The sequence below is a fragment of the Caulobacter sp. CCH9-E1 genome, from assembly GCF_001556515.1.
Classification (GTDB): Bacteria; Pseudomonadota; Alphaproteobacteria; order Caulobacterales; family Caulobacteraceae; genus Caulobacter.
On record NZ_LSJA01000075.1, the window covers coordinates 1 to 26,584 of the forward strand.

Annotated in this window: 31 protein-coding genes; 18 read left to right on the forward strand and 13 right to left on the reverse strand. The window is 66.8% G+C overall.

Going from position 1 to position 26,584, the window contains the following annotated elements; genetic code table 11:
* Positions 1-50: 50 nt before the first annotated feature.
* Positions 51-1,052 (reverse strand): SMEK domain-containing protein, encoded by a 1,002-nt coding sequence (locus tag AX690_RS03980; RefSeq protein ID WP_156449560.1) that lies wholly within the window; start codon positions 1,050-1,052, stop codon positions 51-53.
* A gap of 273 nt (positions 1,053-1,325) precedes the next feature.
* Between AX690_RS03980 and AX690_RS03985 the strand changes: the two genes are divergently transcribed.
* The 13 genes from AX690_RS03985 (at position 1,326) to AX690_RS04040 (ending at position 12,263) form a co-directional block, all read left to right on the forward strand.
* Positions 1,326-1,793: an MmcQ/YjbR family DNA-binding protein gene (locus AX690_RS03985; protein ID WP_156449561.1), complete on the forward strand. Its 468-nt coding sequence runs from the start codon at positions 1,326-1,328 to the stop codon at positions 1,791-1,793.
* A 170-nt stretch (positions 1,794-1,963) separates the two neighbouring features.
* Entirely contained in the window at positions 1,964-2,872 is a 909-nt protein-coding gene (gene trbB, locus AX690_RS03990; RefSeq protein WP_062093663.1) for a P-type conjugative transfer ATPase TrbB, read from the forward strand.
* A 144-nt stretch (positions 2,873-3,016) separates the two neighbouring features.
* Complete coding sequence (locus tag AX690_RS03995; RefSeq protein WP_062093664.1) at positions 3,017-3,307, forward strand: TrbC/VirB2 family protein; 291 nt, start codon at positions 3,017-3,019, stop codon at positions 3,305-3,307.
* Entirely contained in the window at positions 3,307-3,573 is a 267-nt protein-coding gene (locus AX690_RS04000) for a VirB3 family type IV secretion system protein (protein WP_062093608.1), read from the forward strand. Before AX690_RS03995 ends, AX690_RS04000 begins: the two co-directional genes overlap by 1 nt.
* Positions 3,574-3,575: 2 nt before the next feature.
* Entirely contained in the window at positions 3,576-6,020 is a 2,445-nt protein-coding gene (trbE, locus tag AX690_RS04005) for a conjugal transfer protein TrbE (protein WP_062093609.1), read from the forward strand.
* Complete coding sequence (trbJ, locus tag AX690_RS04010; RefSeq protein ID WP_066683924.1) at positions 6,017-6,733, forward strand: P-type conjugative transfer protein TrbJ; 717 nt, start codon at positions 6,017-6,019, stop codon at positions 6,731-6,733. Before trbE ends, trbJ begins: the two co-directional genes overlap by 4 nt.
* Entirely contained in the window at positions 6,730-6,957 is a 228-nt protein-coding gene (gene trbK-alt / locus AX690_RS22015; RefSeq protein ID WP_082749312.1) for a putative entry exclusion protein TrbK-alt, read from the forward strand. The genes trbJ and trbK-alt overlap by 4 nt, the downstream gene beginning before the upstream one ends.
* Entirely contained in the window at positions 6,954-8,243 is a 1,290-nt protein-coding gene (gene trbL, locus AX690_RS04015) for a P-type conjugative transfer protein TrbL (RefSeq protein ID WP_062093611.1), read from the forward strand. Before trbK-alt ends, trbL begins: the two co-directional genes overlap by 4 nt.
* On the forward strand, positions 8,240-8,926 hold the full coding sequence (gene trbF, locus AX690_RS04020; protein WP_062093612.1) for a conjugal transfer protein TrbF: 687 nt from the start codon (positions 8,240-8,242) through the stop codon (positions 8,924-8,926). Before trbL ends, trbF begins: the two co-directional genes overlap by 4 nt.
* Positions 8,923-9,702 carry a P-type conjugative transfer protein TrbG gene (gene trbG / locus AX690_RS04025; RefSeq protein WP_062093613.1) on the forward strand — a complete coding sequence of 260 codons (780 nt, stop codon included), beginning with the start codon at positions 8,923-8,925 and terminating at the stop codon, positions 9,700-9,702. Before trbF ends, trbG begins: the two co-directional genes overlap by 4 nt.
* Positions 9,699-10,850, forward strand: coding sequence for a TrbI/VirB10 family protein (locus AX690_RS04030; protein WP_062093614.1), 1,152 nt, complete (start codon positions 9,699-9,701; stop codon positions 10,848-10,850). Before trbG ends, AX690_RS04030 begins: the two co-directional genes overlap by 4 nt.
* Positions 10,847-11,071 carry a DUF2274 domain-containing protein gene (locus tag AX690_RS04035; protein ID WP_062093615.1) on the forward strand — a complete coding sequence of 75 codons (225 nt, stop codon included), beginning with the start codon at positions 10,847-10,849 and terminating at the stop codon, positions 11,069-11,071. The genes AX690_RS04030 and AX690_RS04035 overlap by 4 nt, the downstream gene beginning before the upstream one ends.
* 250 nt (positions 11,072-11,321) lie before the next feature.
* Positions 11,322-12,263 carry a hypothetical protein gene (locus AX690_RS04040; protein WP_062093616.1) on the forward strand — a complete coding sequence of 314 codons (942 nt, stop codon included), beginning with the start codon at positions 11,322-11,324 and terminating at the stop codon, positions 12,261-12,263.
* A 62-nt stretch (positions 12,264-12,325) separates the two neighbouring features.
* Here the strand turns inward: AX690_RS04040 and AX690_RS04045 are convergent, their stop codons facing one another.
* Both AX690_RS04045 and AX690_RS04050 read right to left on the reverse strand, forming a co-directional pair.
* On the reverse strand, positions 12,326-13,192 hold the full coding sequence (locus AX690_RS04045; protein WP_127846982.1) for a hypothetical protein: 867 nt from the start codon (positions 13,190-13,192) through the stop codon (positions 12,326-12,328).
* Between the two features lie 31 nt (positions 13,193-13,223).
* Positions 13,224-14,258: a hypothetical protein gene (locus tag AX690_RS04050; RefSeq protein ID WP_062093618.1), complete on the reverse strand. Its 1,035-nt coding sequence runs from the start codon at positions 14,256-14,258 to the stop codon at positions 13,224-13,226.
* A 317-nt stretch (positions 14,259-14,575) separates the two neighbouring features.
* On the opposite strand from AX690_RS04050, the gene AX690_RS04055 reads away from it, so the two are divergent.
* Entirely contained in the window at positions 14,576-15,217 is a 642-nt protein-coding gene (locus tag AX690_RS04055; RefSeq protein WP_062093619.1) for a hypothetical protein, read from the forward strand.
* 243 nt (positions 15,218-15,460) lie between these two features.
* Positions 15,461-15,991 (forward strand): antirestriction protein ArdA, encoded by a 531-nt coding sequence (locus AX690_RS04060; protein WP_062093620.1) that lies wholly within the window; start codon positions 15,461-15,463, stop codon positions 15,989-15,991.
* Here the strand turns inward: AX690_RS04060 and AX690_RS23915 are convergent.
* From AX690_RS23915 to AX690_RS04070, 3 genes are read right to left on the reverse strand one after another with little or no spacing between them, the layout of a single operon-like run.
* On the reverse strand, positions 15,988-16,113 hold the full coding sequence (locus AX690_RS23915; RefSeq protein WP_255357051.1) for a hypothetical protein: 126 nt from the start codon (positions 16,111-16,113) through the stop codon (positions 15,988-15,990). The two genes, AX690_RS04060 and AX690_RS23915, sit on opposite strands and share 4 nt — an antisense overlap.
* A gap of 32 nt (positions 16,114-16,145) precedes the next feature.
* Positions 16,146-16,472, reverse strand: coding sequence for a hypothetical protein (locus tag AX690_RS04065; RefSeq protein ID WP_168193664.1), 327 nt, complete (start codon positions 16,470-16,472; stop codon positions 16,146-16,148).
* Positions 16,469-17,242: an exodeoxyribonuclease III gene (locus AX690_RS04070; RefSeq protein ID WP_062093621.1), complete on the reverse strand. Its 774-nt coding sequence runs from the start codon at positions 17,240-17,242 to the stop codon at positions 16,469-16,471. The genes AX690_RS04065 and AX690_RS04070 overlap by 4 nt, the downstream gene beginning before the upstream one ends.
* 100 nt (positions 17,243-17,342) lie before the next feature.
* Here AX690_RS04070 and AX690_RS04075 point away from each other — a divergent pair, with 100 nt between their 5' ends.
* On the forward strand, positions 17,343-17,525 hold the full coding sequence (locus AX690_RS04075; protein ID WP_062093622.1) for a hypothetical protein: 183 nt from the start codon (positions 17,343-17,345) through the stop codon (positions 17,523-17,525).
* Here AX690_RS04075 and AX690_RS04080 read toward each other — a convergent pair.
* A complete protein-coding gene (locus tag AX690_RS04080; protein ID WP_062093623.1) occupies positions 17,522-18,406 on the reverse strand; it encodes a Ku protein in 885 nt (294 codons plus the stop codon). The genes AX690_RS04075 and AX690_RS04080 overlap by 4 nt on opposite strands.
* A gap of 87 nt (positions 18,407-18,493) precedes the next feature.
* The gene (locus AX690_RS04085) at positions 18,494-18,724 is read right to left on the reverse strand and encodes a DUF5961 family protein (RefSeq protein ID WP_062093624.1); all 231 of its coding nucleotides are present in this window, start codon (positions 18,722-18,724) and stop codon (positions 18,494-18,496) included.
* Positions 18,725-18,936: 212 nt separating this feature from the next.
* Between AX690_RS04085 and AX690_RS04090 the strand changes: the two genes are divergently transcribed.
* On the forward strand, positions 18,937-19,314 hold the full coding sequence (locus AX690_RS04090) for a hypothetical protein (protein ID WP_062093625.1): 378 nt from the start codon (positions 18,937-18,939) through the stop codon (positions 19,312-19,314).
* On the opposite strand, the gene AX690_RS04095 is transcribed toward AX690_RS04090, so the two are convergent.
* From AX690_RS04095 to AX690_RS04110, 4 genes are read right to left on the reverse strand one after another with little or no spacing between them, the layout of a single operon-like run.
* Positions 19,311-19,895 (reverse strand): alpha-ketoglutarate-dependent dioxygenase AlkB, encoded by a 585-nt coding sequence (locus AX690_RS04095; RefSeq protein WP_062093626.1) that lies wholly within the window; start codon positions 19,893-19,895, stop codon positions 19,311-19,313. The genes AX690_RS04090 and AX690_RS04095 overlap by 4 nt on opposite strands.
* A gap of 8 nt (positions 19,896-19,903) precedes the next feature.
* Positions 19,904-23,068, reverse strand: a complete 3,165-nt coding sequence (locus tag AX690_RS04100; protein ID WP_062093627.1) for an error-prone DNA polymerase — start codon at positions 23,066-23,068, stop codon at positions 19,904-19,906.
* Positions 23,065-24,588 carry a DNA polymerase Y family protein gene (locus AX690_RS04105; protein WP_062093628.1) on the reverse strand — a complete coding sequence of 508 codons (1,524 nt, stop codon included), beginning with the start codon at positions 24,586-24,588 and terminating at the stop codon, positions 23,065-23,067. Before AX690_RS04105 ends, AX690_RS04100 begins: the two co-directional genes overlap by 4 nt.
* On the reverse strand, positions 24,500-25,267 hold the full coding sequence (locus tag AX690_RS04110) for an ImuA family protein (protein WP_062093629.1): 768 nt from the start codon (positions 25,265-25,267) through the stop codon (positions 24,500-24,502). Before AX690_RS04110 ends, AX690_RS04105 begins: the two co-directional genes overlap by 89 nt.
* Before the next feature lie 232 nt (positions 25,268-25,499).
* Here AX690_RS04110 and AX690_RS04115 point away from each other — a divergent pair, with 232 nt between their 5' ends.
* Complete coding sequence (locus tag AX690_RS04115; protein WP_062093630.1) at positions 25,500-25,712, forward strand: hypothetical protein; 213 nt, start codon at positions 25,500-25,502, stop codon at positions 25,710-25,712.
* Here AX690_RS04115 and AX690_RS04120 read toward each other — a convergent pair.
* Positions 25,709-26,575 (reverse strand): hypothetical protein, encoded by an 867-nt coding sequence (locus tag AX690_RS04120; RefSeq protein WP_197426776.1) that lies wholly within the window; start codon positions 26,573-26,575, stop codon positions 25,709-25,711. The two genes, AX690_RS04115 and AX690_RS04120, sit on opposite strands and share 4 nt — an antisense overlap.
* Positions 26,576-26,584 lie beyond the last annotated feature (9 nt).

A 26,584-nucleotide genomic window follows, 5' to 3' on the forward strand; every position in this document is an offset into this window, starting at 1 on the left:
CGAGATGGAACGCAGAGCGGCTTAACCCCGTCCACTTTTTCGGGGGAAGATCACTCCTGCTGACCCTCGGCTGTCGGCGTGAAGAAGAAGAAACCGTCCTTCGGGTGCATCCGGACGTGGCGCGTCTTAAGCCGCTCGCGGGTCTCGGCCGCTAGAAGCTGCTTGAGGATGTTGATGTTGTCGATTTCCAGGGAGTCGGCGAGGTCTGAGGCCTCCAGCCGCTCGATCGTACCTACCTGGACTATGCTGGCCAGCCCAGTCGCCTCAAGGTCGTGGAAGGAAAACAGTTTGTTCTCATGGCAAATCCAGGCGTCGGTCTCCACGCCGTTCAGGAGCAGCGCCATCTTGACGATCGACCTGCGGCTACGTGCCTTGCCGCCGTAGCTAAGCTCCGTCCTGGCACGCGATAAAACATCCTTGTCGTCGATCTCCAGCTCCGCGACGTGGACAGCTTCGGGCAGGCGGATCGCTTGCAGGTTTGAGGTGATCGCCATGGGGGCGGCGACCGTCTCGGTGCTGTAGCTGATGAATGCGTCGACCTCGCCGAGGATATGCTTGAACTCGGCCAGGACCCGCTCCTGGGCAGCCAGCCGTAGGCCGGAGACCTCGCCCAGCAGATCGGTCAAATCGATAATGTGCTTCTTGCAGTTGAACGCGAGCTTGTCGCCAAGCAGCTCGTTAACCGAGGCCTGGCTGTAAGAGGACTGCTTCCTGGCCAGCATCAGGACGTACAATTCGTCGAAGGTGTTGTAGTAGGCTCGCTCCATGAACTGACGGACGGTGAACTTCACCTTCTCGAGAGTTGTGGTCGAGGTTAGCTGGAAGGCGACGCGATCATGGTCGTCACCCAGGTCGATCCCCGGGAAATTCTTCTGCTTGCGGTTTAGGTTGACCAGGTGCGGCAGGTTGTAGACGGATTTCAGGATCGGAATGAAAGCGTCTTCTAGAGCCAGATTGATGTCTGTGCGCCCTTGGGCCGTCGCCAGCTCCACTTGGAGCATGATGCGACTGACCACGTCACGAAGCTGGTTTTCGATTTCGAGTTGCCTCACCCCGCGCCCCTCTGCAAACGGAGATCTCTGTGATGGGAACGCACGGGGAACATTTCAAGAGGGGCAAGGTCGAAAGCCCCAAGTAGTTCTAAGCTGCCCACAGCCCACTATCCTCTCTGACGCACCCGCACTCCCCAGGGAGCTTTGCAGTTGGCTGCGTCAAAATCGGTCGCCATGAAAGTGGATGTCGAAGCGACCTAGTCGGGCGTGCCGGAGTAAGGTGGCGGCGCTGTTCAGGTGTCTATGGAATGTCGCGTTCCTGGACCTGTCCCAATGTCTGGTGATGGCGCACGACCGGCTTTGACTTTGGACGGCTCGACTTTGTGTCCAGGCGGCGACTCGGATTTTGATCGTCGCCGCGACGAGGATCCGATGAACCCTGACGAATTTTCAGCGCTGGCGGTGGGCCTTGGTCCGAGTGTCCACGTCAAGCCGATCCTCGAAGCGGTTCAGTTTCGCGTTGGTGGCAAGGCGTTCGCGACCTTGGGCTGGCCGGCGACGGGCTGGGCTGTTGTGAAGGTGGCTCCGTCGCGCCAGGTCTGGGCGTTGTCGTTGAGTGCTGGCTTGGCGCCCGAGCCAGGCCGTCGTCGCAAGTCCGGGATCGTTCTGATGCAGCTGGCGGCGATCGACGAGGCGGTGGCGGTCGACCTTTTGGCGGATGCCTGGTCTTTCGCACACCGCAGCATCGCGCCGCGAGCGCGAGGGACGGCGGCTTCTACTGGGCGAGCGCTCTCGGCCTAGGTCGACTGGACCAACGCCGCCGTTTCCCTGTCTTTGTACGCCACTGTCCGATCCGCCGATTTGGCTGTTGAGATCGACGGATTCCAGGTCTTCTTACTCATCCCCGTAAGCAACGGGGATCAGCCGTGGACCTTTCCGAAACTCAAGTTGGACGCGAACGCAGCCGCCAGATGCTGCGCACCGCGCTCGGACCGCTGCTCCTGGCGCGGCTCGAAGACCCCGGTGTCGCCGAGGTCATGCTCAACCCCGATGGGCGTGTGTGGATCGACCGGTTCGATGCGGGCCTGGTCGATGCCGGCCTATCGGTTTCGGCCGATGACGCCGAACGGATCCTGCGGCTGGTCGCTCATCATGTGGCCGCCGAGATCCATGCGCAGCAGCCGCGGCTGTCGGCCGAGCTCCCCGCCACGGGTGAGCGCTTCGAGGGCTTGATGCCGCCGCTGGCGGCCGCCCCGACCTTCTCCATTCGCAAACCCGCCAGCTTGGTTTTCCGGCTCGACGACTACGTCCGCAGCGAGATCATGACCGAGCGGGAAGCCCAGGTGCTGACCGCCGCGGTCGCAGACCGGGCCAACATCCTGGTGGCCGGGCCGACATCGAGCGGCAAGACCACGCTGGTCAATGCGCTCCTGGCCGAGATCGCCATGGGCGGCGACCGGGTCATCCTGCTTGAGGATCTGCGCGAATTGCAGTGCGCGGCCATCAATCAGGTGGCCCTGCGCACCCGCGAGGGCGTAGCCAGCCTCACCGACCTTGTCCGATCGTCCCTGCGTTTGCGGCCCGATCGCATCATCATCGGTGAGGTGCGCGGACCCGAAGCCCTCGATCTGATCAAGGCCTGGGGAACGGGGCACCCCGGCGGTGTGGGAACCCTTCACGCCGGCTCGGCTCTGGGCGCGCTGCTGCGGCTGGAGCAACTGATCCAGGAAGCGGTGGTCACCGTGCCGCGCGGCCTGATCGCCGAAACCATCGATGTCATCGCCGTGCTCGCCGGACGTGGGCGACAGCGACGCTTGATCGACCTTGTCCGCCTGGAGGGCCAGGCGCCCGACGGCGCCTACCAGCTCAGCCCCGTCTGAGACCCTAAGCCCCCAAACCCCGACATTGTTGAAGGAGATGGTCTCGTGTCCACGAGCCTTGCCCTGCCGCGCGCCTATGCGCCCGGCCTGCTGACCCGCGCGCGTCGCTTTCGTGACCGGCTTCCCAAGCTCAAGCCCTGGCTCATCGCGGGCCAGGCCGGCGGTCTGACCCTGCTCAGCGCCCAGGCCCAAGCGGCCGGCTCGGGCATGCCCTGGGAAGAGCCGCTGCAGCAGATCCTGGAGTCGGTCGAAGGGCCGGTCGCCAAGATCATCGCTGTCATCATCATCATCGTCACGGGCCTGACCCTGGCGTTCGGCGAGACCTCGGGCGGCTCGCGCAAGCTGATCCAGATCGTCTTCGGTCTCTCGATCGCCTTCGCCGCCAGCTCCTTCTTCCTGTCGTTCTTCTCGTTCGGCGGCGGGGCGCTGGTCTGATGGCCGGCGATCGCGCCCTGGGCTTCGCAGCCCCCGTCCATCGGGCCCTGACCGAACCGATGCTCCTGGCCGGCGCCCCGCGCGCGATCGCCCTGGTCAACGGCACCCTGGCCGCGGCCCTGGGCCTTGGCCTGCGCCTGTGGATCGTGGGGCTGCTGGTTTGGATGGTCGGCCATGGGCTGGCCGTCTGGGCCGCGCGCCACGACCCCCAGATCTTCGATGTCGGCCGCCGCCACGTGCGCCTGCCTTCGCATCTGGAGGTCTGAGCGTGCTCGACCTTCGCGAATACCGCCAGCGGCCGGCGCTTTTGGCCGACTACCTGCCGTGGGTGGCCCTGGTCGCGCCCGGCGTGGTGCTCAACAAGGATGGCGGTTTCCAACGCACTGCCGAGTTTCGGGGACCTGACCTCGATAGCTCGACGGACGCGGAGGTCGCCGCCGTCGCCGCGAGGCTCAACGGCGCGCTGCGGCGGCTGGGGTCGGGCTGGGCGATTTTCGTCGAAGCGCGGCGTGATCCGTCGGCGGCCTATCCGACAAGCGCCTTCCCCGATCCGGTCTCGGCCTTGGTCGAAGAGGAGCGGCGGGCCGATTTCCTGGAGAGCGGCGACCACTTCGAGAGCCGCTATTTCCTGACCCTCAGTTATCTGCCGCCGGCCGAGCAGCGCGGCCGGATTGAAAGGCTCTTCGTCGAGGGCCGCAACAGCGCCGACATCGACTGGCGCGCCGAGCTGGCCGCGTTCGTCGACCGCACCGACCGCTTCCTGGCGCTGCTCGACGGCCTGATGCCCAGCCTGGCCTGGCTGGACGACGCCGCGACGCTGAGCGTCCTGCACGGCGCGGTCTCCACGATGCGTCAGCGCGTGGCCGTCCCCGACACGCCGATCTACCTGGATACCCTTCTGGCCACGCAAGGCCTGGCCGGCGGTCTCGAGCCGCGCCTGGGCGCGGCGCACCTGCGGGTCCTGACCGTTGTCGGGTTTCCGCCCGCCACCACGCCAGGTCTTCTCGACGACCTCAACCGGCTGGCCTTCGCCTATCGCTGGTCGACGCGGGCGCTATGCCTGGACAAGACCGCCGCTACAGGCCTGCTGACCAAGATCCGCCGGCAGTGGTTCGCCAAGCGCAAGTCGGTCCTAGTCCTCCTGCGCGAGGCGCTGACCCAGGAGCCGTCGGCGCTCGTCGACAATGATGCGGCCAACAAGGCCAGCGAAGCTGACCTCGCGCTTCAAGATCTCGGCGGCGACGCTGTCGGCTACGCCTATGTCACCGCCAGCATCGTGGTGTGGGATGAGGACCCCGCTCGCGCCGACGCCAAGCTCGCCCTCGTCGAGAAGGTCGTCCAGGGCCGAGAGCTCACGGTTATCCGCGAGAGCGTCAACGCTGTCGAAGCCTGGCTCGGCACACTACCCGGTCATGTCTACGCCAATGTGCGTCAGCCGCCCCTTTCGACGCTGAACCTGGCCCACCTGGCCCCGCTGTCGGCGGTCTGGGCCGGACCGGACCGCAACCGCCACCTCGACGGACCGCCGCTGCTGATCGCCCGCACGGCGGGCTCGACGCCATTCCGGCTCAGTCTGCATGTCGACGATGTGGGTCACACCCTGGTGGTGGGGCCCACGGGCGCTGGCAAGAGCGTCCTCCTGGCGATGCTGGCTCTGTCGTTCCGCCGCTATCCCGGCGCCCAGGTCTTCGCCTTCGATTTCGGCGCGTCCAGTCGCGCTGCCGTGCTGGGCATGGGCGGGGACTTCCATGATCTGTCGGGCGAGGGCGGCAAGACGCCGACCCTGCAGCCGCTGGCGATGATCGATCAGCCCGAGGAGCGTGCGTGGGCCGCCGAGTGGTTGGCGGCGATCCTGGCCCGCGAGGGCGTGATCATCACCCCGGCCGTCCGCGAGCACCTCTGGGCGGCGCTGGGAAGTTTGGCCGGAGCGCCGGTCCCTGAGCGCACCCTGACGGGCCTGGTTGCGCTACTGGCCAGTCCGCCGCTGAAGGCGGCCCTGGCGCCGTTCATTCTGGGCGGTCCCCATGGCCGGCTTCTGGACGGGGCGGGAGAGCGGTTGGGGGAGGGCGATGTCCAGGTCTTCGAGACCGAGGGCCTCGCGCGCATCGCCGCAGCCCCGGCGGTGCTGGCCTATCTCTTCCATCGCATCGGGCGTCGCCTCGATGGTCGGCCGACGTTGATCCTGATCGACGAGGGCTGGCTGGCGCTCGATGACCCCGCGTTCGGCGCCCAGCTGCGCGAATGGCTCAAGACCCTGCGCAAGAAGAACGCGTCGGTCGTGTTCGCCACCCAGTCGCTGGCCGACGTAACCGCCAGCGCCATCGCCGCGGCGATCATCGAAAGCTGCCCGACCCGGATCTTCCTGCCCAATCCACGCGCCCTGGAGCCGCAAGGGGCCGCGGCCTATGCGCGCTTTGGGCTCAACGCGCGGCAGATCGAGATCCTGGCCCGCGCCACGCCGGCCCGCGACTACTACCTGCAATCGCGGGTCGGCGACCGCCTGTTCGATCTGGGCCTTGGCCCCGTGGCCCTGGCGTTCTGCGCGGCCTCGTCGAAGGCCGACCAAGCCGCGATCGGAAAGACGCTCAAGAGCCACGGCAAGCGCGGCTTCGCCGCCGCTTGGCTGCGCGCCAAGCGCCTGTCCTGGGCCGCCACCCTCCTGCCGGGCGGGTCGTCCGCCCCGGCGTCCGCCTCTCCGGAGACATCGTCATGAACGTCACGCGTCGCCGCCTGACGGGCGTCGTGGTCGCGAGCCTGCTCGCCGCCACACCGGCCGTCCCTTCCATGGCCTGGGCCCAGTTCACGGTCTTCGACCCGACGAACTACGCCCAGAACGTTCTGCAGGCCGCCCGCGCTCTGCAGACCATCAACAACCAGATCAGCTCGCTGCAGAACGAGGCGCAGATGCTGATCGGGCAAGCCAAGAGCCTGGCCAGCCTGCCGTACTCGTCCCTGGCGGCGCTGCAGGCTCAGGTCGACCGCACCCGTGGTCTTTTAGCTGAGGCCCAGGGCCTGGCCTACGACGTCGCCCAGATCCGAGAGGCCTTCCGCACGCAGTATGGCGCGGTCGACCTGTCGGCGACGGATGCGGCCCTGACGCAGCGCGCCGATGCTCGCTGGGGCGCGGCGGTCGCCGGGTTCCAGGACGCCCTGAAGGTCCAGGCGGGCGTGGTCGGAGGGATCGGGGCCAGCCGCGACCAGCTGGCGGCGCTGGTGGGCCAGAGCCAGGGCGCGGTCGGTGGGCTGCAGGCAGCCCAGGCCGGAAATCAGCTCCTGGCGCTGCAAGCCCAGCAACTGACGGACCTGATCGCGCTCAGCGCCGCCCAAGGACGAGCCCAGGCCCTTGAAGCCGCCGATCGTGCCGCCGCCCGGGCCGACGCCAAGGCCCGCTTCTCCAAGTTCATGGGGAGCGCAGGCACGCCGTGACCAAAGCCCTCGTTTGGGGGACAGCACTCATCATCCTACTGGGCGCCGCTGTCTTGGCGGGCGGGGCGTCCCAGCCTTCATCGATCACGCAAGCGAGCGTGTCGCCACGTGACCCGGAGCTGGCGCGATGCCGGCGGCTCGGCGAGGCGGGCGGTCAAGACGCGGCCTGCGCGGCCGCGTGGGCCTTGGCCCGCAAGCGCTCCTTCGGCGGGGCCGCGTCATGAGCGACGTCGGCGTCATCGATCGCTTCTTCGACACCTTCAACCGCTACCTCGACTCTGGCTTTGGGCTGCTGGGCGGCGAGGTCGCGTTTCTGTCGACCACCCTGGTGGCCATCGACGTCACCTTGGCGGCGCTGTTCTGGGCCTGGGCCTCGAACGAGGACGTGCTGGCCCGACTGATCAAGAAGACCCTCTATGTCGGGTTCTTCGCCTTCTTGATCGGCAACTTCCAGACCCTCTCCCTGGTGGTGCTCAAGAGCTTCTCGGGCCTTGGCCTGAAAGCCTCTGGCGCCGGGATTTCGGCCGAAGACTTCCTACGGCCAGGGCGGCTAGCGGCGCTGGGCGTCTCGTCCTGCAAGCCGCTCCTGGAGGCGGCCGCCGAGCTGGGCGGCTTTCCGGGCTTCTTCGAAAACATCGTCCAGATCGTCGTCCTGCTTCTGGTGGCGCTCTTCGTGATCGTCGCCTTCTTCATCATCGCCGTGCAGATCTTCGTGGTGCTGATCGAGTTCAAGCTCGTCACCCTGGCCGGCTTCGTTCTCGTTCCCTTCGGCCTCTTCGGACGCACCGCCTTCCTCGCCGAAAAGGTGCTCGGCAACGTCATCGCCAGCGGCGTCAAGGTCATGGTGCTGGCCATCGTCGTCGGCATCGGCTCCTCGCTCTTTTCGGAGTTCACGAACGCCGCCGGCGGCCAGCCGACCCTGGAAGAGGTCCTGGCCATGGCCCTGGCGGCCTTGACCCTGCTGGGCCTGTCGATCTTCGGACCGGGCGTCGCCTCGGGCCTGGTGTCGGGCGCGCCGCAACTTGGCGCCGGCGCGGCTGTCGGAACCGGCCTAGTCGTTGGCGGCATGGCCATGGCCGGCGCGGCCGCCGCCCAGATGGCCGCCAGCGGTGTCGCAAGCTCTGGAGCCGGCGCGGCGGCGGCAGCCGCGAGCGGCGGGCGACCGCCCCCGACCGGCTCCGCGCCCTCGGGGGGCGGGTCTCCCAATTCACCGCCTGGGGGCGGCGGCGCAGGCGCTGCCTCAACGGACGCCGCCTCGTCATCGCCCACCGGCGGCCCCAATGGCGGCAGTGCTGGCGGTGGCTCTGGCGGCCAGGGCGGCGGCGCGCGCCAAGCCCCGCCGAGTTCGCCCGGCCAACCCGACGACGGCTCCGAGCAACCCGCCTGGGCTCGGGATCTCGAGCATCGCCAGACCATGACCCATGGCGCGGCCATGGCCGTCCACGCCGCCGGCAGCGGCGACGACCACAGCGCCGGCGCGGCGCCCAGCCTTTCGGAGGATAGAACATGAGCCCCCTCAAGGGACCGGCCCGCTATGGCGCGACACCGACGCCGGAGACGGCCTATCAGCGCGCCGGCCAGGCGTGGGATCAACGGCTCGGCGCGGCCCGTGTCCAGGCGTTCAACTGGCGCCTGATGGCGCTCGGGTTGCTGGCGCTGAGCGGCGGCTTGTCGGCTGGCCTTGTCACGCTGTCGCTTCGGGGCGGCGTCACGCCCTGGGTCGTCCAGATCGACAAGCTGGGCGAGCCGCGCGTCGTCGCGCCCGCCGTGCAGGGCGCGCGTCCGACCGATGCGATGATCGCCTGGACCTTGGCGCGCTTCGTCACCGACGTGCGCACCGTCTCGACCGATCCGGTCCTGATGCGCCAGGCTTGGCTTCGCGCCTACGACTTCACGTCGACCGAAGGGGCCGCGGCGCTCTCCGATCACGCGCGGCGCGCAGACCCGTTCAGCCAGGTTGGCAAGACGCAGACGACGGTCACCGTGACCAGCGTGGTTCGCGCCTCGCCTGACAGTTTTCGCCTGGCCTGGACCGAGCAGCGCTTCGCCGACGGCCAACTGGTCGCCACCGACCGTTGGACCGCGATCCTGACCATCACCATCAAGCCGCCGCGCACCGCCGAAGGCCTTCGCGCCAATCCGCTGGGCGTCTTCGTCACTGCCCTGTCCTGGTCCAAGGAGTTCGGGGCATGACCCGCCTGGCGCCAATCGCGGGCTGGGCCTGCGTTCTCCTGTCTTCCCCCGCGTGGGCCGAGCCCGTCGAGAGCGACGCGCGCCTGGCCGCGCCGGCGGGCATGACCCGGTTCGCCTGGCGGGAAGGCCTCGTCTATCCGGTGATCGCCACGCCAGGCCGCATCACCGACATCGTCCTGGAACCGGGCGAGGCCTTGGTCGGATCGAATGCGATCGCGGCGGGCGACACCGCGCGCTGGGTGATCGGCGACACGACCAGCGGGGTCGGGTCTGAGCGTCGTGTCCATGTGCTGATCAAGCCGACCGCGACGGGCCTGGCCACCAACCTGCTGATCAACACCGACCGACGCACCTACCATCTGGAGCTTCGCGGCTCTGCACGGACGTGGCAGGCCGAGGTCTCGTGGCGCTATCCGGCGGCGGAGCCGGTCTTGATCGCGGCGCCGCCCGCGCGGCCGGCGCTCGACCTCTCGCGCGTGAACCGGAGCTACCGCATCGAGGGCGATCACCCGGTCTGGCGGCCTATCGCGGTCTTCGACGATGGCCAGCGCGCCTATGTCGAGTTCGGGCCCGGCGTCGCGCTGGACGACCTGCCGCCGCTCTATCGGGTCGGCGGCGACGGCAAGACCAGCGAACTGGTCAACTATCGCATCGAGGGGCGGCGCATCGTCCTGGATCGACTGTTCGACCGCGTGGAGTTGAGGCTCGGGATCAAACGACAAGCCCTTCGCGTGCGCATCGTTCGGCAGGCTGGTGCGACGGAGGGCTTGCGATGAGCAACGAGCGCTCCGAGGCCGAAGAGGCCATCGCCAAGACCCTCCGCCTGCGCGCAACGCCCGTCCCGGTGGCCCGCATCTCACGCCGGGCCCTGATCATCACCACCGCGATCGTTTCGATTGGCCTGTTCGGCGCGGTGAGCTGGTCGATGCTCCAACATCGGCGCGCAGCGCCGCCTGCGGCCGATACACCGGCGATCGCAACGCCTTCGGAGCGGGTAACCGCCTTGCCCAAGGGCTATATCGGTCCCGCCGGGGTCCCGGCCTTGGGACCGCCACTGCCGGGAGACCTCGGCCGTCCGATCCTAGCGGCCCAGCGCGCCGGAACCGTGGAGGGGGCAGGGCAAAGCTCGGTCGTCTCGGCCTCGTCAGTGCCGCCCGCTACCCCGCCGCCAGTTGATCCAGAGCGGGAGGCCAGGGCGGCGGTCCGCCGTGCGGCAGGTCAGAGCGCGCTCTTCGTAAGCGAGCGCGCCGAGCGGGGACCCGGCCAGGCGACAGCGTCGTCCGATGGGACGGCCCAGCCGCCCCAGGATCCGCGCACGACCAGTCCCGAACGTCTTCAGGCTCCGGCCTCTGCCTATGTGCTGCAGGCTGGCGCGGTGATCCCCGCGGCCTTGGTCACCGGGCTTCGATCCGACGCGCCTGGCGCCGCGATCGCGCAGGTCACCCAGGATGTCTATGACAGCCTCGGCGGCGGCTATCTGCTGATCCCGGCGGGCGCGCGTCTGGTCGGCGAGTACGAGGCCGAGGTCAAGGCAGGACAGAGCCGCCTGCGGGTGGGCTGGACGCGCCTGATCCTGCCGTCGGGACGCTCGATCGTGCTGGACAAGCTCCCGGCCGCCGATGCGCAAGGCATGGCCGGCCTTCAAGACGGCGTCGATCGCCACGGCGGGCGGATCCTGGCGGCGGCGGCTTTGAGCACCTTGCTGGCGATCGGCGCTGAAAGCGGATCGTCCAGCGACGAGTCCGACCTTGCCCGTGCTGTCCGAAGAGGAAGCGCGGATGCGGTAACCGACGTTGGCCGCCAGGTTGTTGGTCGCAGTCTCGATCGCGCACCCACCCTGACCATCCGGCCCGGTGCGCCTCTGCGCGTCCTGCTGACCAGGGATCTCGTGCTGGAGCCTTACAGCTCGGGAGCAGGCCGATGAGCAAGCTGAAGTTGCGCCCCCTTGAGGACGAGGCACCGGTCAAGATGACCCTAGATGTGCCGCCGGCGACCTATCGCAACCTGGTGGCTTACGCTCAGGCGCACGCCACCCAGACCGGCGGCAAGGTCGCTGAGCCCGTGCGGCTGGTCGTGCCGATGCTGGATCAGTTCATGGCCAGCGACCGGGCGTTTGTGAGGGGACGCAAGCCTCGGGAGGACTAACGAGGACTTCCATTCTGCAGATCGTCGTCGGGCCGACCCTAAGGCCGCGACGTCGGCGCTAGTGCGAGGCAAGGGTGGCCTTCGGCGTCGTTTGCTGTTAAGGATAAGGCATGGCGTACCCCGCCATGCCGTCCACAGTGGCGAAGCCTTCCGGGCAGGGGCCGACGACTAGAATGACCCTCTCACCCTTTCTGAGGTGCTGGCGGGCGTAGTGGACGCGTCATGAAACAGCACCGAGATTGGGTTTGTCATGACATTCGTTTTCCAGAATCGCGAGCGTGCGAAGAAGGCTGCGCAGCGCATTGCCAAGGCGCTTCCGGACGTCAAGCTGTCTGCCGTGCAGGAGGGCCTGGCCAGGGCCCTCGGCTACCAAGACTGGTTCGCGTTCGAGCAGAGTCCACCGGATCGATCGCCGAGCATCTTGGACCAGGATCTATCCGATCCCGAGTTCCTTGCGCGCGCAGATCACCAGATCGGCGCTCTCGCCAGCTACCTCGATATTCCCGATAGTGACGCGCAATACGCGCTATCTGCGGCGCGGCTCACTGGCGACCGAAACTGGTCACGTGAAGATCACATGATGCTGCGGCTTTCGGCTTGGCGGCGCGGCCCTTTGCTGGCGGCCAAGCCCAGGGGGCGAGGTGACCTCGTTCGCATCAAAGCGTCGGGGCGGCCTCGGGAATACGGCTACGTCCTGAGCCACGGTGAACGTGGCGCCAAGGTGCTGCTCGAGGACAGTATCCTCACCTGCGCAACCTTCGAGGTCGTTCGCCCCAAGGTTCGGCCCGCCGACTTCATCCCATCGCGCTATTGGCGGCCCTACGGTTACTGGACGCTAGAAGACGGCTCCAAGGTTCTGTTCAGCCGTGACTATTATCCACTCTGGCGCGTGGGTGGCGATAGGGTCGAGCGTCTGGGGCCGTGGCTATGGATCGGTCCGCGCAAAGGGCAGACCTACTTCTTCGATTTGTCCGGTGAGCCCAACTGGCTCCACCGAGGTGCAAGGTCGCTCTCAGAGGCCTTCCTGGAGGATCACGGTGTGCGCGGCTTGCCCATCCTGGCCGATGCGGTTCTGCAGTACTTCAACGAAGGCGTCGATAGGCCAGAGGAAGCTGTCAGGGCCGAGCACAAGCGTCGTGGTTCGCCGACCGATGCGCCCGCCTACGCGCGCCTCAACGCCATGCTCGCCTAAAGAACCCTCGCAAGATCGACCGGCGCGCCGGTCGATCTTGCGACTTCGGTAGCCATCGGCGTCTAGGCGCAGCTGGGGCAAGTCCGAACTTCGGTGCGACACGGCGCGTTGCCGTTGTAGGGATCCTTCAAGATGGCCGGGTGGTAGTGAGCGACGATCATCTCGGCCGGCACGGGTACACGCAGGTCGATGCCGAAGTCGATCTTCGGAATGAAGGTTGGCGCGTTGACCACAACACGAACCCACTCCTGAAGCAGCTTTTCGGCCAGTTCGTCCCTCAGGCCAGGCGATATCCAAGAGACCGGCAGATCGACCTCGATCATGGTCGGAATGCCGCGTCTTCGGAGTGTGTCGAAGGCGGAAGGACCAAGCGCACACGTCATCCACTCGCTGCCGTACAGCATGTAGTGGCCGATGTGGTCGAGTTGCACTTGGTCGTCGGCGCAGAGGAAGAGTTGGTCGGTATCGCGCTCTCGGGCATCGAAGGCCGCAAGGCGGCTCTCCAGCGACTTCTGCATCCAGGCGAGCTCCGCTGTCTCGGCGACGATGCGGCGGGCCTCGTCTTCGAGCACGGCGGGGTCGTTCAAGCGGATTCCCTCGCGATGAAATACCCCGGCGTCAGCGACGCGGCAGCCGTGGAAGGCGCGAAGCACTGCTCGGTTGATCACGGTGCTCAGCTGGTCGAGCACTACCTCAAGATCCTCTTTGAGATAGGGCGCGAGGATCTCGTCCAACCAATCGGTATCGTCCCAGCAAAGATCCTGTTCTGGGAGGGCCGACAAAGTTGCATAGCCGCCGTCGACAAAGTGCGGCTGGAGCCACTGCGTCAGCGTCGGATGCCAAGTCGTGCGATCCTTCCAATGCAGGAGTCGATCTCTCCACGGACAGGGCGAGGTGCGTTTGTGGGTAGCGGGCGAATCCGAGGTCATGTCGCCAGCCTAGACAAACGAGGGATCAAGCTTAAGGGCGCGCGGGGGCAGCGGTATCTGGCGGGCTATTGCGACCATTCTCTCCGGCGTCCTTCTGGCCAGGCACAACGGCGCGCATGAGGGACGTCATCGGATGGAACCCATCGATCTCCATCGTCAGCACGCCGTCTTCGCGGGCGATGACACATGTCGCGGGCAGGAAATCCGCAGGCAGCGGTACAGTCGCATTCGGATTCAAAAACAGGGTGACGCCCTGCCACCAGGTTTCCTCCGGCGCGCCGGGATCGCTCACGTCGAACTCGTATTCCCTCGGCTGCGGGTGATCGCCTTCCTCGGGCAGGAGGCACGTGCCCAAGCGCTTCGCAAAGATCGCTGTTCCAAACAGCGACGCCGAAGACAGTCGCCAGAACTTGGATACCGCAAAGCCATTGCAATAGGCGATCGCACTGATCGCGGCAGCGTCTGGGCGGGCGAAGAAACCCGCAGACCCTTTCGTGTCGCCAAATAGCATTGGGACGAGCGCGTCCGCCACGTAGAGGCTGGACCCTGCCTCGAAAGCCGGCTGAGTCATCAGCACAAGCGGTTTTCCCGCCATATGCGTCAGGGCGTCATAGCCGTGTCTCGCCTTTTTGATCAGGGCCGCGCGCATTCGGCGCGGGAAGAGGACGCTGCTGCGCTCCTGCATATCTGCGGGAGATCCGTCCTCCATGCGCAAGATGCTGATGTCGGCTTCGTTCCCGTCAGTGGGATTGGCGGTCATCGCTTCCACGGCGATCTCCAGACCTGCCTTGGAAGCCATGAAGTCTGGAGCGTCAAACGGTCGGCTTGGCGCTAGGCCGGCCGCTTCCAGATAAAGAAAGCACGCAATCTCGAATAGGCGGGCATGGAAGCCATAGCCCTGAAATTGCGAGACAAAGTGCCCGTTCGGGTCGCCCATCCGCGCGAAGGCGTCGCTGATCATCTCGCGCACCAAGGCGTGATGGTCCGACCTCAGCAATGCCGCGAAATTGGGGTGCAGCTTTGTGGGCGGCACGCATGGCGCAAAGAGATCGATACGCTGGGTCATGGTGTTCGCCCTTTGCGGTGACGGACTAGTGTTCGTCGGCCCCCAGCGACTCGATCCGCTCTGGTATCTGCAGGAGCTTCAGGGAGGGGCGCGGTGATAGCCTCCCGGATCGTCGGGAAGGTCTCAGCGGAGCTGAGCGCGACACCGTTAGAGACGGTGACGGTCGCCAGGAAGCTGTTGGCCTTCAGTGTGGCGGACAAGGTCACTTCGCTCATCGAGGGCTCATTGATGGGCTAGCGCGGCCGCCTATTGTGGCAAGTAGAATAGTGGCAAATTTTGAACCTGGACTGTCATCGCAGATATAGGCGAAACCGGCTGTGCTTTCCTCGATTCTCTTCGATACTCGGCTCACGGCTGCGGCTGCCGCGCTGATCGGAGCCTTGATTGGCGTGACGGGCACGTTGCTTGTCACTATCGTCAACGGCCTGTTCGCCCGCGACCGCCACCGGCATGAAAAAGTCTGGGAGCGTCGGCAGGAGGCCTGCAGCGAAATCATCGGAGCGCTTAGGGCCGCAAAACCCCTAGCGGAACGTATCTACGATGGGTTCGACGAGGACGTGCACGGCTACTATGCCAGCGATGCGCTCAAAACCGATCACGATCGATACTGGGTGCAGGTCGTAAAGGCGGATGAGGCCTTCAAGGCCAACTACCTGATCCTGCCAGCGCACTTTCGTGATCGCTACGAGCGCCTTCTTACCGCGCGACGTGCTTGGGACTACGACGCTGGGCCAGATGTCTATCTTGGCCCGATGGGGGAGGTCATATCCGCGACGCGTGATCTGATGGACCTTGCGCTTTCCTCTCTAGGGATCGTGCCCTGGAGCCATCGGCTCGCCATCTCGCTACGCCTGACGGGCGACAAACTCGGTCGGGCCTTCAGAGCGGTGGCGATGTGGCTACGGCGACGCTGGAAGCGCCTCTGGCGCAGGCGCGATCGAGACAGCCTCGATCCGTGATTCAAATCTAACACAGTTCTAGTCCTGCTGGGCCAACGGCTCATGCGCCGCAGATCGGGCGCTCCACTATTTTAGCTTGGGGCTCCGCCCCCGGCGCGCTTCGGATCGGCTTCCGCCCAGCTTCGGCCGGCCTATGGCCGTCCTGCAGCCGGGTCCCCGCGAAGCCGTCCCTCCGCTTGCACCCCCGGTCTCGCCGACGGGCAAGGGTTCGATGTCGAACCCCTGCCTTGAAGGATGAGGATCATGGGAAAAGCCGCTGATGATCTTGAGCCCCGTATCTATGTCGCGTGCCTGGCCGCCTACAATGGCGGCCGATTGCACGGCGCCTGGATCGATGTCGAGGACGACATCGAAGCGGTGTGGGTGGCGATCCGGGCGATGCTGGCGGCCTCGCCCGAGCCGATGGCCGAGGAGTTTGCGATCCATGACTATGAGGGCTTCGGCGGCGTAGAGATCGCCGAATATGCCAACATCGCCAGGGTCGTCGAAATCGCCGCCTTCCTGCGCGCGCGGGGTACGCTCGGCGCCCTGGTGCTGGCCGAGGTCGGAGGCGATCTCGATGCGGCCGCCGCAGCGCTCGACGACCAGTATCACGGGGTCTTCGCCAGTCTGGCCGATTGCTTTCAAGAGATGACCGAGGAGACCACGGCCATTCCGGAGACCCTGCGGCTCTACATCGACTATGAGGCCATGGCGCGCGACGCGCGGCTAAACGGCGAGTTGTTCACGGTCGAGACCGCCGCCGACCAAGTGCATGTTTTCTGGACGCGCTAGGTGCGCGGCAGAACCTGGACGAGGGCGAAGACCAAGCCCGCCGCCAGCAGGACCAAGGCGGCAAGGCCGGCCCAGCCGGCGGGGGTCAGCAGGCGGGCGGTTGGTCGGGAGCGAGCGGGCATGAGGCCATGGTACGGCGCCGCTCATGGCGGCGCTAGCTCGCGTTGAGGCCCGCCCACCAATCGGCATAGACGGTATTCTTGGCCATGTGCCGGTTGAGGTCTGGCGCTCCATCGTTCCACCACACCGGGCCGCGCTCGCCCAGCCCGACCTTGGCGGCGTCGACTTGAGCGCGAGCCTTGGCCAATTGATCTGGGTCCTCGGCCGCCAGCGCCGCCCTGACCGCGCGACGCGCATTCATCAGCGCGTTCACCAAGGTCTGGCGGTGCTCGGCCGAGAGGTGTGGATTGCTTCGTCGCCAGAGCCGCCCGCGCACGACGATGTAGCGGCCATCCGGCGTAATGGGCGCGGGGGGCTTCATCGGAGGAGCTCGATCCAGGCGGGCGCGTGGTCGCTCGCGCCGTCGAGCCCGCGCACCCATCGATCGACACCGGCGTCTTCGAGTTCGTCGGCGAGATCGGGCGACAGAAGCAGATGGTCGATGCGCAGGCCTTTGTCCTTGGGCCAGCGCTCCCGCAGATAGGACCAGTAGGTCCAGGGCGCGGCGTTCGGATGCACGGCGCGCAGGGCGTCGGTCCAGCCCTGATCGAGCAGGCGCTGGAAGGCAGCGCGGCTCTCGGGACGGAGCAGGGCGTCGCCGCCATAGGAGTGATTGGGATAGATGTCAGCTTCGGTCGGCACGACGTTGTAGTCGCCGGCCAGCACCACCGGCGCCCCGGAGTTCAGAAGGCTTTGGGCGTGGGATAGCAGGGCCTCGAACCAGGCGAGTTTGTAATCGAATTTAGGGCCGGGAACCGGATTGCCGTTCGGCAGGTAGAGGCAGCCGATCAGCACGCCTTCTACCGCCGCCTCGATGTAGCGGCTCTGGGATGGATCAGGATCGCCGGGCAGGGCGGTGCGCGTCAGGACCGGGGTCATCCCGCGCGCCAGGATCGCCACGCCGTTCCAGGTGCGCTGGCCCTTCCAGACCGCGCCGTAGCCCATCTGCTCAATGGCCTCGGCTGGAAACCGGCCCTGTTCGGCCTTGAGCTCCTGGAGACAGACGACGTCGGGCTGGGCGTCGTCCAGCCATTCGATCAGCGGGTCGAACCGGCTGAGGACGTTGTTGATGTTCAAGGTGGCGATGCGCACGCCAGGACAACCGTCACCGCCGGGACGTCGTTCCAAAGGCTAGGTGCGGAACAGTTTGGCTGGCCTGCGGATTCGTCTTTCGAAAGGGAGACTTACCGCCATGTCCAAACGTGAACTGATCGAGCCCACGCCCGGTGACAAGCGCTATGTGCGTCGCGACGACAAGGGCCACTTCTCCGAGGTGGTCGATGTCGGCAAATCGTCGGCCGCCGACCAGCGCCGCCACTCCAGCCATGACGCGGGACGCGGCCAGGGCGACAAGGGCGATCGCCAGAAGGCCTAGCCAGCCTTGCGGCGGGCCGGCGCCTTGGCGGGCGCCGGCGCCGTCGTCGCCTTCGATCGACCGCTGGCCTTGGCCGCCGCCTTGGGCGGCTTGGCCTTGGCGCCGGGCGCGCCGCCAAGGCTGGCCCGCAGCGCCGCCATCAGGTCCACGACATTGGTGTCGTCCGGCTCGGCGACCTTGGCCACCTTGTGGCCCTTGCGCTTGTCGGCGATCAGCGCCTTGAGCGCCTCCTCGTAGCGATCGGTAAACTGACTGGGGTCGAACGGGCCTTCCTGCTGCTGGATGATCTTTTCGGCGATTGAGATCATCGCCGCGTCCGGCGCCTTGTCGCTGATTGCCCCGAAAATTTCATCCTCGGCCCGGACCTCCGCATCGGTGCGCAGGGTATAGGCCAGGATGCCCTTGCCGCGCGGCTCCAGGGCTAGCAAGCGCTCGCGGGTCGACATGACCACCCGGCCCAAGGCGATCTGGCCTGAGCGCGCCATGGCCTCGCGGATGACGCTGAAGGCTTCCTGGGCCAGCTTGCCGTCGGGCGCGAGGTAATAGGGATTGTCCCAGTAGATGCGATCGATGTCGGCCTCGGGCACGAACCGCTCGATGTCGATGGTCTTGGTGCTCTCCAGTTTGACCGAGGCGATCTCATCATTGGTCAGCAGCACGTACTGGCCCTTCTCGAACTCGTAGCCCTTCACCAGTTTAGCGCGCTCGATCGGCCCGGTGTCGGGGTCGGTGGTGACCATCTTGATCCGGTTGTTGGTCTCCGGATTGATCAGGTTGAAATGGACCTCGCCGCCGGAGTTGGTCGCGGTGTAGAGCGCCACCGGACAGGTGACGAGCGAGAGGCGAAGGTGTCCCTGCCAAGTAGGGCGATAGCCGGCCATGGTCCTGTTTCCGTGAGGGCCGGCAGGATCGCCGGTCCGTGAAGACTCGACTCAACGGGGCTGGCGGTGATTCGTTCTGGCCGGCCTCTACTGGCAGGGCGCGGCCTCGCCGCTGTCCAGATCGATCCGGAAGCAGTGCTCCACGCCGCTCTCGGTCTCCCGCACGATCAGAGAGACCTCGTTGTCGGCGTCGACTGGCGGATGCCAGAGCTCGACAAAGGCCACCGCCGCGTCCTCGAAGCTGACGGCGTCGACCGCGTGCCCGTGGCTGGCGTCTTCGCCGCGCGCATGGACGCGATAGGTCTGGGTGTCGGGCATGGGAAATCTCCTGGCGCCAAGACAACGCTTCGCATGGCGAAAGGATTCTGCCGCATTGGCCGGTGTGAAACTTGGCCGGCCCGTCTGGCGCTAGAATACCGTCCGCCGCTTGAGTTTGGCGGGCGGGAAAGCCGGTCCGTCGTGTTCGCCCTCTAGCGCCCGCGGGCCGGCCAACCTCTCGAAAATTCACGGGGCGTTCCCATATCTGGGGCATGCACACGCGATCCACGGCGAAGGCCGCGCTCCTGCCGTTCGCCGAGGACCTGACGGTCGAAACGAGCGCGGAGATCCTCGATCTGGAGGGCGTCGCCGAGCGCCGCGAGCGCTTCCTGGCCCATGCCGCAGCCGCCAGCAAAGTCGTCACCTACGAGTTCGCCATTCCCGCCGAAGCCAAGGTCTCGGGTATTGGTCCGGATGGGGAGGTTCGCGACGCGCGCCCCCAGCTTGAACTGATAATCGCTCTGACCGGCGGCGCGCTGGCTAAGTTCCCGGGCGGCTTGACCGCACGCGTTCCAGTCGCGGCCGCCGCGCGCTTCGAAGACCTGGCCAAGGCCTTGATCGAGACGTTCCTCGTCAGCTGGCGCGTCTAGCGCCGCACGGTCCGAAACGTCACCGAATAGCGCAGGGCCTCGAGCGCGGGGATGCTGTGCTGCCAGTCGCTACGCGCCGGACCGGCCATCAGATAGGCCGAGCGTGGCGAGGCGATGATCGACGCGCGATCCCAGCGGTCGCCGGCCTTGCGCCTCAGGCGGAAATGACAGGGCGACAAGAGTGAAACCCCCGCGATCGCCACGGCCGGCGGCCGGTCGCGATGCCAGCCGATCCCCGCGCCCGGCGAATACTCGGTGACCAGGGCATGGCGGAAGCTGTCGCGCGCTAGGCCCGTGAAGGCCGCCACCTTGTCCAGCAACGGCAGGAGCAGGTCGGGGATGGGCTCGCCGGTTTCCACCATCCGGCCGCTCTCGTCCTGCCGCCAGCCAAAGCCGGCGATGCGGCGATTTCCGAAATAGCCCAGATGCTCATAGGCCTTGAACGGCAGGTCCTGGAAGCTAGCGACGAGCTCGCGTTCCTCGGCCGCGTCAATCAGCTCGGCCTTATAGCGAAAGCCTTCCGGCAAGGGCGTCTTGGGCGCGAGAGGAAGGTCGAAGAGCAAGGGTTGGGTGTCGATCATCGCGCGCCTCAACAGAAATTGCGGCTGCGGCGGGCCCAGGAAAGATCGCCGGCGTCGGCGCCGCGATCCTGCAGGTGCGACAGGACCGCGCCGAGGTCATGGAGCTTGTAGGCGACCAGGTGGACGACATCGCCTTCGCGCTGGATGTAGCCCTCGACGCCGAGCAGATGGGCCGAAAGGGCCACTCGGCGCTGCTTTTCGTAGAGCGTCTTCCAGATCACGAGGTTGGAAACGCCACTCTCATCCTCGAGGGTCATGAACATCACGCCCTTGGCGGTGCCCGGCATCTGGCGCACCAGCACCAGGCCTGCCGTCTTGATGAACTGGCGATCGCGACCGCTGGCGGCGGCCTGGCAGGGGCGGTAGCCCTGGGCGGCAAGTTCTTCGCGTAGCAGCGCCAAGGGATGGCGGCGTAAGCTCAGGCCCACGTGGCCATAGTCCTCGACGATCTCGCGCCCCTCGGTCATGGCCTTCAGCGCCGGGGCTGGCTCATTCAGCTCCGGCGCCTTGGCCTGATCAAACAGGGGCAGGGCGACATCACGCAGGCCTTTGATCTTCCAACCCGCTTCGCGTCGGGCAAGGCCAAGGCTTGGCCGAAAAGCGTCGGCTTCGGCCAGGCGCGAGAGGGCGCCAGGGCCGATCTGCGCGCGACGCCAGACCTCGTCGATCGATCCATAGGGCTCTTCCGCGCGGGCCATAACGAGGCGTGCGGCGTCGAGTTCGGACAGCTTGCGCACCATCCGCAGACCCAGACGCACGGCCAGCGACCCGTCCGAGGTCTCCTCCAGGATGCAGTCCCAGCGCGAGGCATTGATGCAGATCGGTCGCACTTCGACGCCGTGCTCGATAGCGTCCCTGACGATCTGGGCCGGTTGGTAAAAGCCCATCGGCTGGCTGTTGAGAAGGGCCGCGCAGAAGACATCGGGGTGGTGGCATTTGAGCCAGGACGAGGCGTAGGCCAGGAGCGCAAAACTAGCGGCATGGCTTTCGGGAAAGCCGTAGGACCCGAAGCCCTCCAGCTGGGTGAAGGTCTGTTCGGCAAATTCCAGCGGATAGCCGCGCTCGACCATGCCGCCGACCAGCTTGTCCTTGAAGTGGCTGACCCCGCCGGTGAACTTGAAGGTGGCCATCGCCCGGCGCAGCTGGTCGGCCTCGCCGGGCGTGAAGCCGGCGCACTCGATGGCCACCCGCATAGCCTGCTCCTGGAAGAGCGGCACGCCCAAGGTCTTGCCCAGCACCTTTTCCAGCTCGGGCTTGGGGAAGGTCACAGGCTCCTTGCCTTCGCGGCGGCGCAGATAGGGATGGACCATGTCGCCCTGGATCGGGCCGGGACGCACGATCGCCACCTCGATGACCAGGTCGTAGAACGAGCGGGGCTTGAGGCGTGGCAGCATGGCCATCTGCGCGCGGCTCTCGATCTGGAAAACGCCCAGGGTGTCGGCCCTGCGGATCATCGCGTAGGTGCGCGGATCCTCGGGCGGAATGGTCGCAAGATCGAGCGCGATCCCCTTGGCGTCCTTGAGTAGGTCCAGGCCGCGCTTGAGGCAGGTCATCATCCCCAGGCCCAGCACATCGACCTTCATGAACTTCAGCTCGTCGATGTCGTCCTTGTCCCACTCGATGATCTGGCGATCCTTCATTCGCGCCGGCTCGATCGGGACGAGCTCGTCCAGGCGGTCATGGGTCAGGACGAAGCCGCCAGGGTGCTGGCCAAAATGGCGCGGGGTGTTGAGCAGCACCTGGGCCAGCTCCAGGGTCAGGCGGAGGCGCCGGTCGGAAAGATCGAGGCCCATGTCGCGGGCGTGCTTTTCTTCGATGTCCTCGCGGGAAAAGCTCCAGATCTGGCTGGAGAGCCCCTTGGTCATGTCCTCGGGCAGGCCCAGGACCTTGCCGACGTCACGCACCGCGCCGCGCGGCCGAAAGCGCTGGACGACCGCGACGATCGCCGAGCGATGGCGGCCATAGGTTTCGAAGATCCATTGCATCACCGTCTCGCGTCGGGCGTGCTCGAAATCGACATCGATGTCCGGCGGCTCGTCGCGCTCGGCGCTGACGAAGCGCTCGAACAGCAGGTCGTTGCGCTCGGGGTCGATGCTGGTGATGCCCAGCACGTAGCAGACCGCCGAATTGGCGGCCGAGCCGCGGCCCTGGCAGAGGATGTCCTGGCTCTTGGAATAGCGGACGATCGAATTGACGGTCAGGAAGTAGGGCGCATAGCCCAGCTGCCCGATAAGCTGCAGCTCATGCTGAAGGATCCGGCGGACCTCCGGCGTCAGGCCGTCGGGAAAACGGTGGGCCGCGCCTTCCCACGTCAGGCGCTCCAGAGTCTGCTGGGCGGTCTCACCGTCGGCGACCACTTCACGCGGATACTGGTAGCTGAGCTCGGACAGCGAGAACCGGCAGCGCTGCGCGATCGCTACCGACGCGGCGACGGCGGCGCGGTGGCGTGGGAAGAGGCGCAGGATTTCGGCCGGGGTTTTCAGGTAGCGGTCGGCGTGCCGGTCGCGCTTGAAGCCGACGTCGTCGATCGTGGTCCCTTCGCGGATGCAGGTGACGACGTCCTGCAGCAGTCGCCGTTCCTTCTCATGGAACAGCACCCGGTTGGTGACCACCGGGGTGACGCCGGCCGCCAGGGCCATCTGTTCAAGCTCATAGAGCCGCAGCGCGTCGCCAGGACGCCGGCGCAAGGTCAGGGCGACATGGGCGTCCGGGCCGAAAATGTACGCGAGCTTGTGGAGCTGCTGGGCGGTGGTCTCGTCGGCGTCCTCGGGCACGAGGATCGCGATCAGCCCCTCGGCGTGGGCGGCGAGATCGGTGAGATCAAGGTCGCAGCCGCCCTTGCCTGCGCGGGTCTTCCCCAAGGACAGCATCCGCGAAAGGCGGCTGTAGGCGGGGCGGTCTGTGGGCAAGACCACGATCGTCATGCGGTCGCGCAGGACCAACTCGCAGCCGACGATCAGCCGAACCCCGGTTTCCTTGGCGGCGATGTGGGCGCGCACCAGGCCAGCCAGGCTGTTGCGATCGCAAATGGCCAGCGCCCGGTAGCCTAGCCGAGCGGCCTCGTCGAACAGCTCGCCCGGGGACGACGCCCCGCGTAGCAGCGAAAAGTGCGAGGCGCATTGGAGCTCGACATATTCGCCAAGATCTTCAGGTGCTTGTCCGGGTGAGTTCATCCGAACACCCCGGCCATGAACCAGCGCTGGCTGCCGGTGGCGGCGTCCTCGCCGTCGCCGTCGCGATAGATCCAGTAGCGCTCGCCGCCGTCGTCCTCGACCTGGAAGTAGTCTCTGGAGCGGGCCAGCTCGGCGTCCGCCTTCCACCACTCGCCGAACACCCGCTCGGGGCCGTCGGCGCGGCGGACCCGCCGACGCACGCCGCGCCAGGTGAACGACGCCGGCGGTTGGTCGGGGAGTAGGGCCACCGTCTCGATCGGCTCGGGACGGGGAAAGAACCGGGTCGGCCGAGGCCAGTCGACGGGCCAGGAGAAGGCGGCCGGCGTCTCGCCGGCGGGCGCCTTGCGCACGCTTCGTTCAGGCAAGTCGCTCTCGGTGCTGGCCAGGCGGTAGACCGCCTCCGCGCCGAGGCGCACCCGCAGCGTGTCGATCAAGCCCGACAGATCGGCGGTGCGTTTGCCGCCCAGCACATCGTCTTGGCTGTAGGCCAGCGGCTCAGCGTTAGACGCGGCCAGGACCATCTTGTCGACGCCGAAGCCCGGATCGACCTTCTCCAGCTTTTCGCAAAGCAACTTGGCCAGCCGACGAGCGTCGCGTGCCGGGGCGGAGAGGCCGATGCGGGCGCTCTCGACGCGGTTGTCGACCCGGTAGAACCAGGCATCGATCGTCTTGGCCCCGAGCGTTAGAGCTTCAAGCGTGGCGCAGAGTTCGACGGTCAGCTCGGTCAAGTAGCGGGCCATGGTCTCGGGCGCACCGATCGGTTCGGCGAAGATCTTGGCCGCGCGTGGGGTCTCGGGCGCGAAGACCGGCTCGATCGGCTCGCGCTCACGGGCATGGGCCTGGTCGAGCCGGCGGATCGGCTCCATCCCGAAGCGATGGGCCAACGGACCCTTGGCCGTGGCCTCCAACTCGCCAATGGTGTCGAAGCCCGGCTTAGCCAGGGCCTGGACGGTCTCCGGCTGCAGGCGCAGCGCTGCGACCGGCAGGTCCTTGAGCTGCACGCCCAGGCCGCCGGGCGGCACGACGAACACCGAGCGCCGGGAATAACGGGCCAGCGCGTGGGCGCCGCCCCAGCTGTCGGCGATCGCGACCGTGGCGGCGTAGCCGGCCTTGGCGAGGCGCCGGCGCAGGTCGATCAGCATCTTCTCTTCCCCACCGAAGAGATGCGCGCAGCCTGTGGCGTCGATGACTAGGCCGTCGGGCGGATCAGCCGCCACTGTCGGCGAGTAGAGCCGCTGGGCCCAGAGCGCCAAGCGCTGGAGGGCGGCGTTGTCGCCCTCGACGTCGAGATCATGGAGCACGAGGCCGGGGACCAGGGCCGTGGCGTGGGCGACGGCCTGGCCAAACCGAAGGCCGGTCTTGGCGGCGGCAAGGTTCATGTGCGCGACCGCGCGCCGGCGACCGACCCGTCCGACCATAACGATCGGCGTGTCAGGCGATGGCGCGCTCTTGCCCTGCAAACGGGCCAGCCGGTCGGTGGGCCAGCGGGGCAGGAAGACGGAGATGACCCTTTGCGTCACAGGCTTCTAGCTCGATGTCGAAGGCGTCGCCGGCCTTGCAGCGGAGGAGTTCGAGAAACCAGCGGGGACGACCCACGCCAGGAACGGAAGGCGGAAGTGGCGAGGAGGGCAGGGGCGAGACCCGCCACCGCGTCTCGGCCGCTGTCGGCTGGCCGAGGTCGGCCGCGTCGGCGATCCGTCGCCACCTTCGGACCGCGATGGCGATCTGGCCGCTCTTCTCGGCCGCCAGCTGCAGGCGCCGCGAGGCGGTCATCGAGAGCTTGCCGACCTCGCCGATCACCCCGGCCAAGCCCGGCCAGCGCAGACCTTCCTCCATGGCGGCCAGCACGCCGGCCTCGTCGCCGGCGTCGGCGAAGATCACCCGCTGTGGCGGCAGGCCGGCCTGGGCCAGGGAGGGGGCGAAGAGGTCCGCTTGCCGCCGGCACCAGAGAACCTCGCCCTGCGCTCGGGCCAGGATGCCGGCGGCGAACTTGGCCGCCGTCGCGCCGTAGAGCGCTTCCTCGGCGCCGCCAACCACTTCGTGCAGCGCCCCGAGCGCCAGGCCGCCGCCGGGCAGGCGCGCGTCCAAGGGTTGGACGCCGAACGGCAACACCGCGCGGGTGACGCGATCCTGGGCTTCCAGGGCGCGAACCTTGCGACGGAGCGCGTCGAGCGCGGCGGGGGATGAGGATGAGATCATGGCAAGAGAACGAATTCGTTCTAGCTTTGTTCTTGTTGCCGTTTCGGAGTCAACGGGGCCATCGGTGCGGCGCAGGCGCGCGCCCGGCCCAAGGTCCAATCGCCACAAGGGTTTGAGCGGAATCGAAATTTTTCGGGGACGACCGAAGCTGACGTAAGCGTGGCCAGAAGCGGCGCCGCCTGCGGTCGCCAAGCCTGGCCATGCGCGTTAGGGTCGTGGTCGGAGGTGGCTGATGGATGATGATGACGAGCCCCGACAGCGCCCAAGGTTTTACGAGTGGGAGGGCTGGGCAGTCTGTCTGGTCGGGGCGGTGATGCCGACGGTTGTGCTCACCAGCTTGGTTCAGATGATCGAGGGCAAGACCGAGCCGTGGTTCTTGCCTGGCCTCTTCATCGGCCTCTTCACGCTGGCCGTCCTGGCGATCCGCCCCTGGACGATGCGCTAGACGGAGGCTGGAGCGTCTTTGGATGGGGCTGCGAGCGCGGCGGCCGCCTCGCGTCGTACTTGGTCCTGGTGGGCCGCATCCAGGACGTCCCTGACCGCGGTGACATGCCAAACCCTGCCGAGGTCGGATTCCGGGTTGAGGCGGCCTGAATAGATGCCCAGGAATTCCCAGACAGACGCGCCGCTCATGACCGATGACAAAGCGCCGTCCGCTCGGCGCGTGCGGTAGGTTCCGGTGCGATAGGAGATCACCGCCGAACCCGATTGGCCTCTCCGCGCGCGACAGTCGACAAGGAACACCGGGTTGTCCGGCGTAATCAGCTCCAGCTCCTGAGCCAGAAAACCGGTCGCCCAAATTGGAAACCGGCCGAACGACGACTGTCCGAAGGGAAAACCGATGACGCTGACGGTGTCTGCGGGGCCGACGTAAATCCCCGCCCGATCCAGATCTAGGTCCATGTAGTACGCGTATTTGCTGACGTCGCCGCCCCAACTAAGGTTCAGCGCCACCAGATCGGCCGCTGCGCCGAGACGAGGGTGCTCGATCCAATACGGCGTGCCGTCGTCCCGAAACAACGGCAGGCGGATTTCAACCCATTCCCCGACATGGCCGGCCTTATGGAAATGGATGACGATGGCGTCCGGCTCGGCGCCCTGGCTGTGCAGGCACTGTCCAGAATCCTGGTCGCGCCCGGTGACGTTGTGCCGGTTGGTGATGAAAGCGCAGTGCGACTGCCGGTCGTTTGCCGCCAGGAAGCCGGTGCCGGACGCCAGCTTCAGCTCGCCCCGGAACATTTCGATGTAGAGCGACTTCATCGTCGGGATTGCGATTTGCGATCCGACTTGGTCCTCAGTCATGTCCAAGCGGTCTCT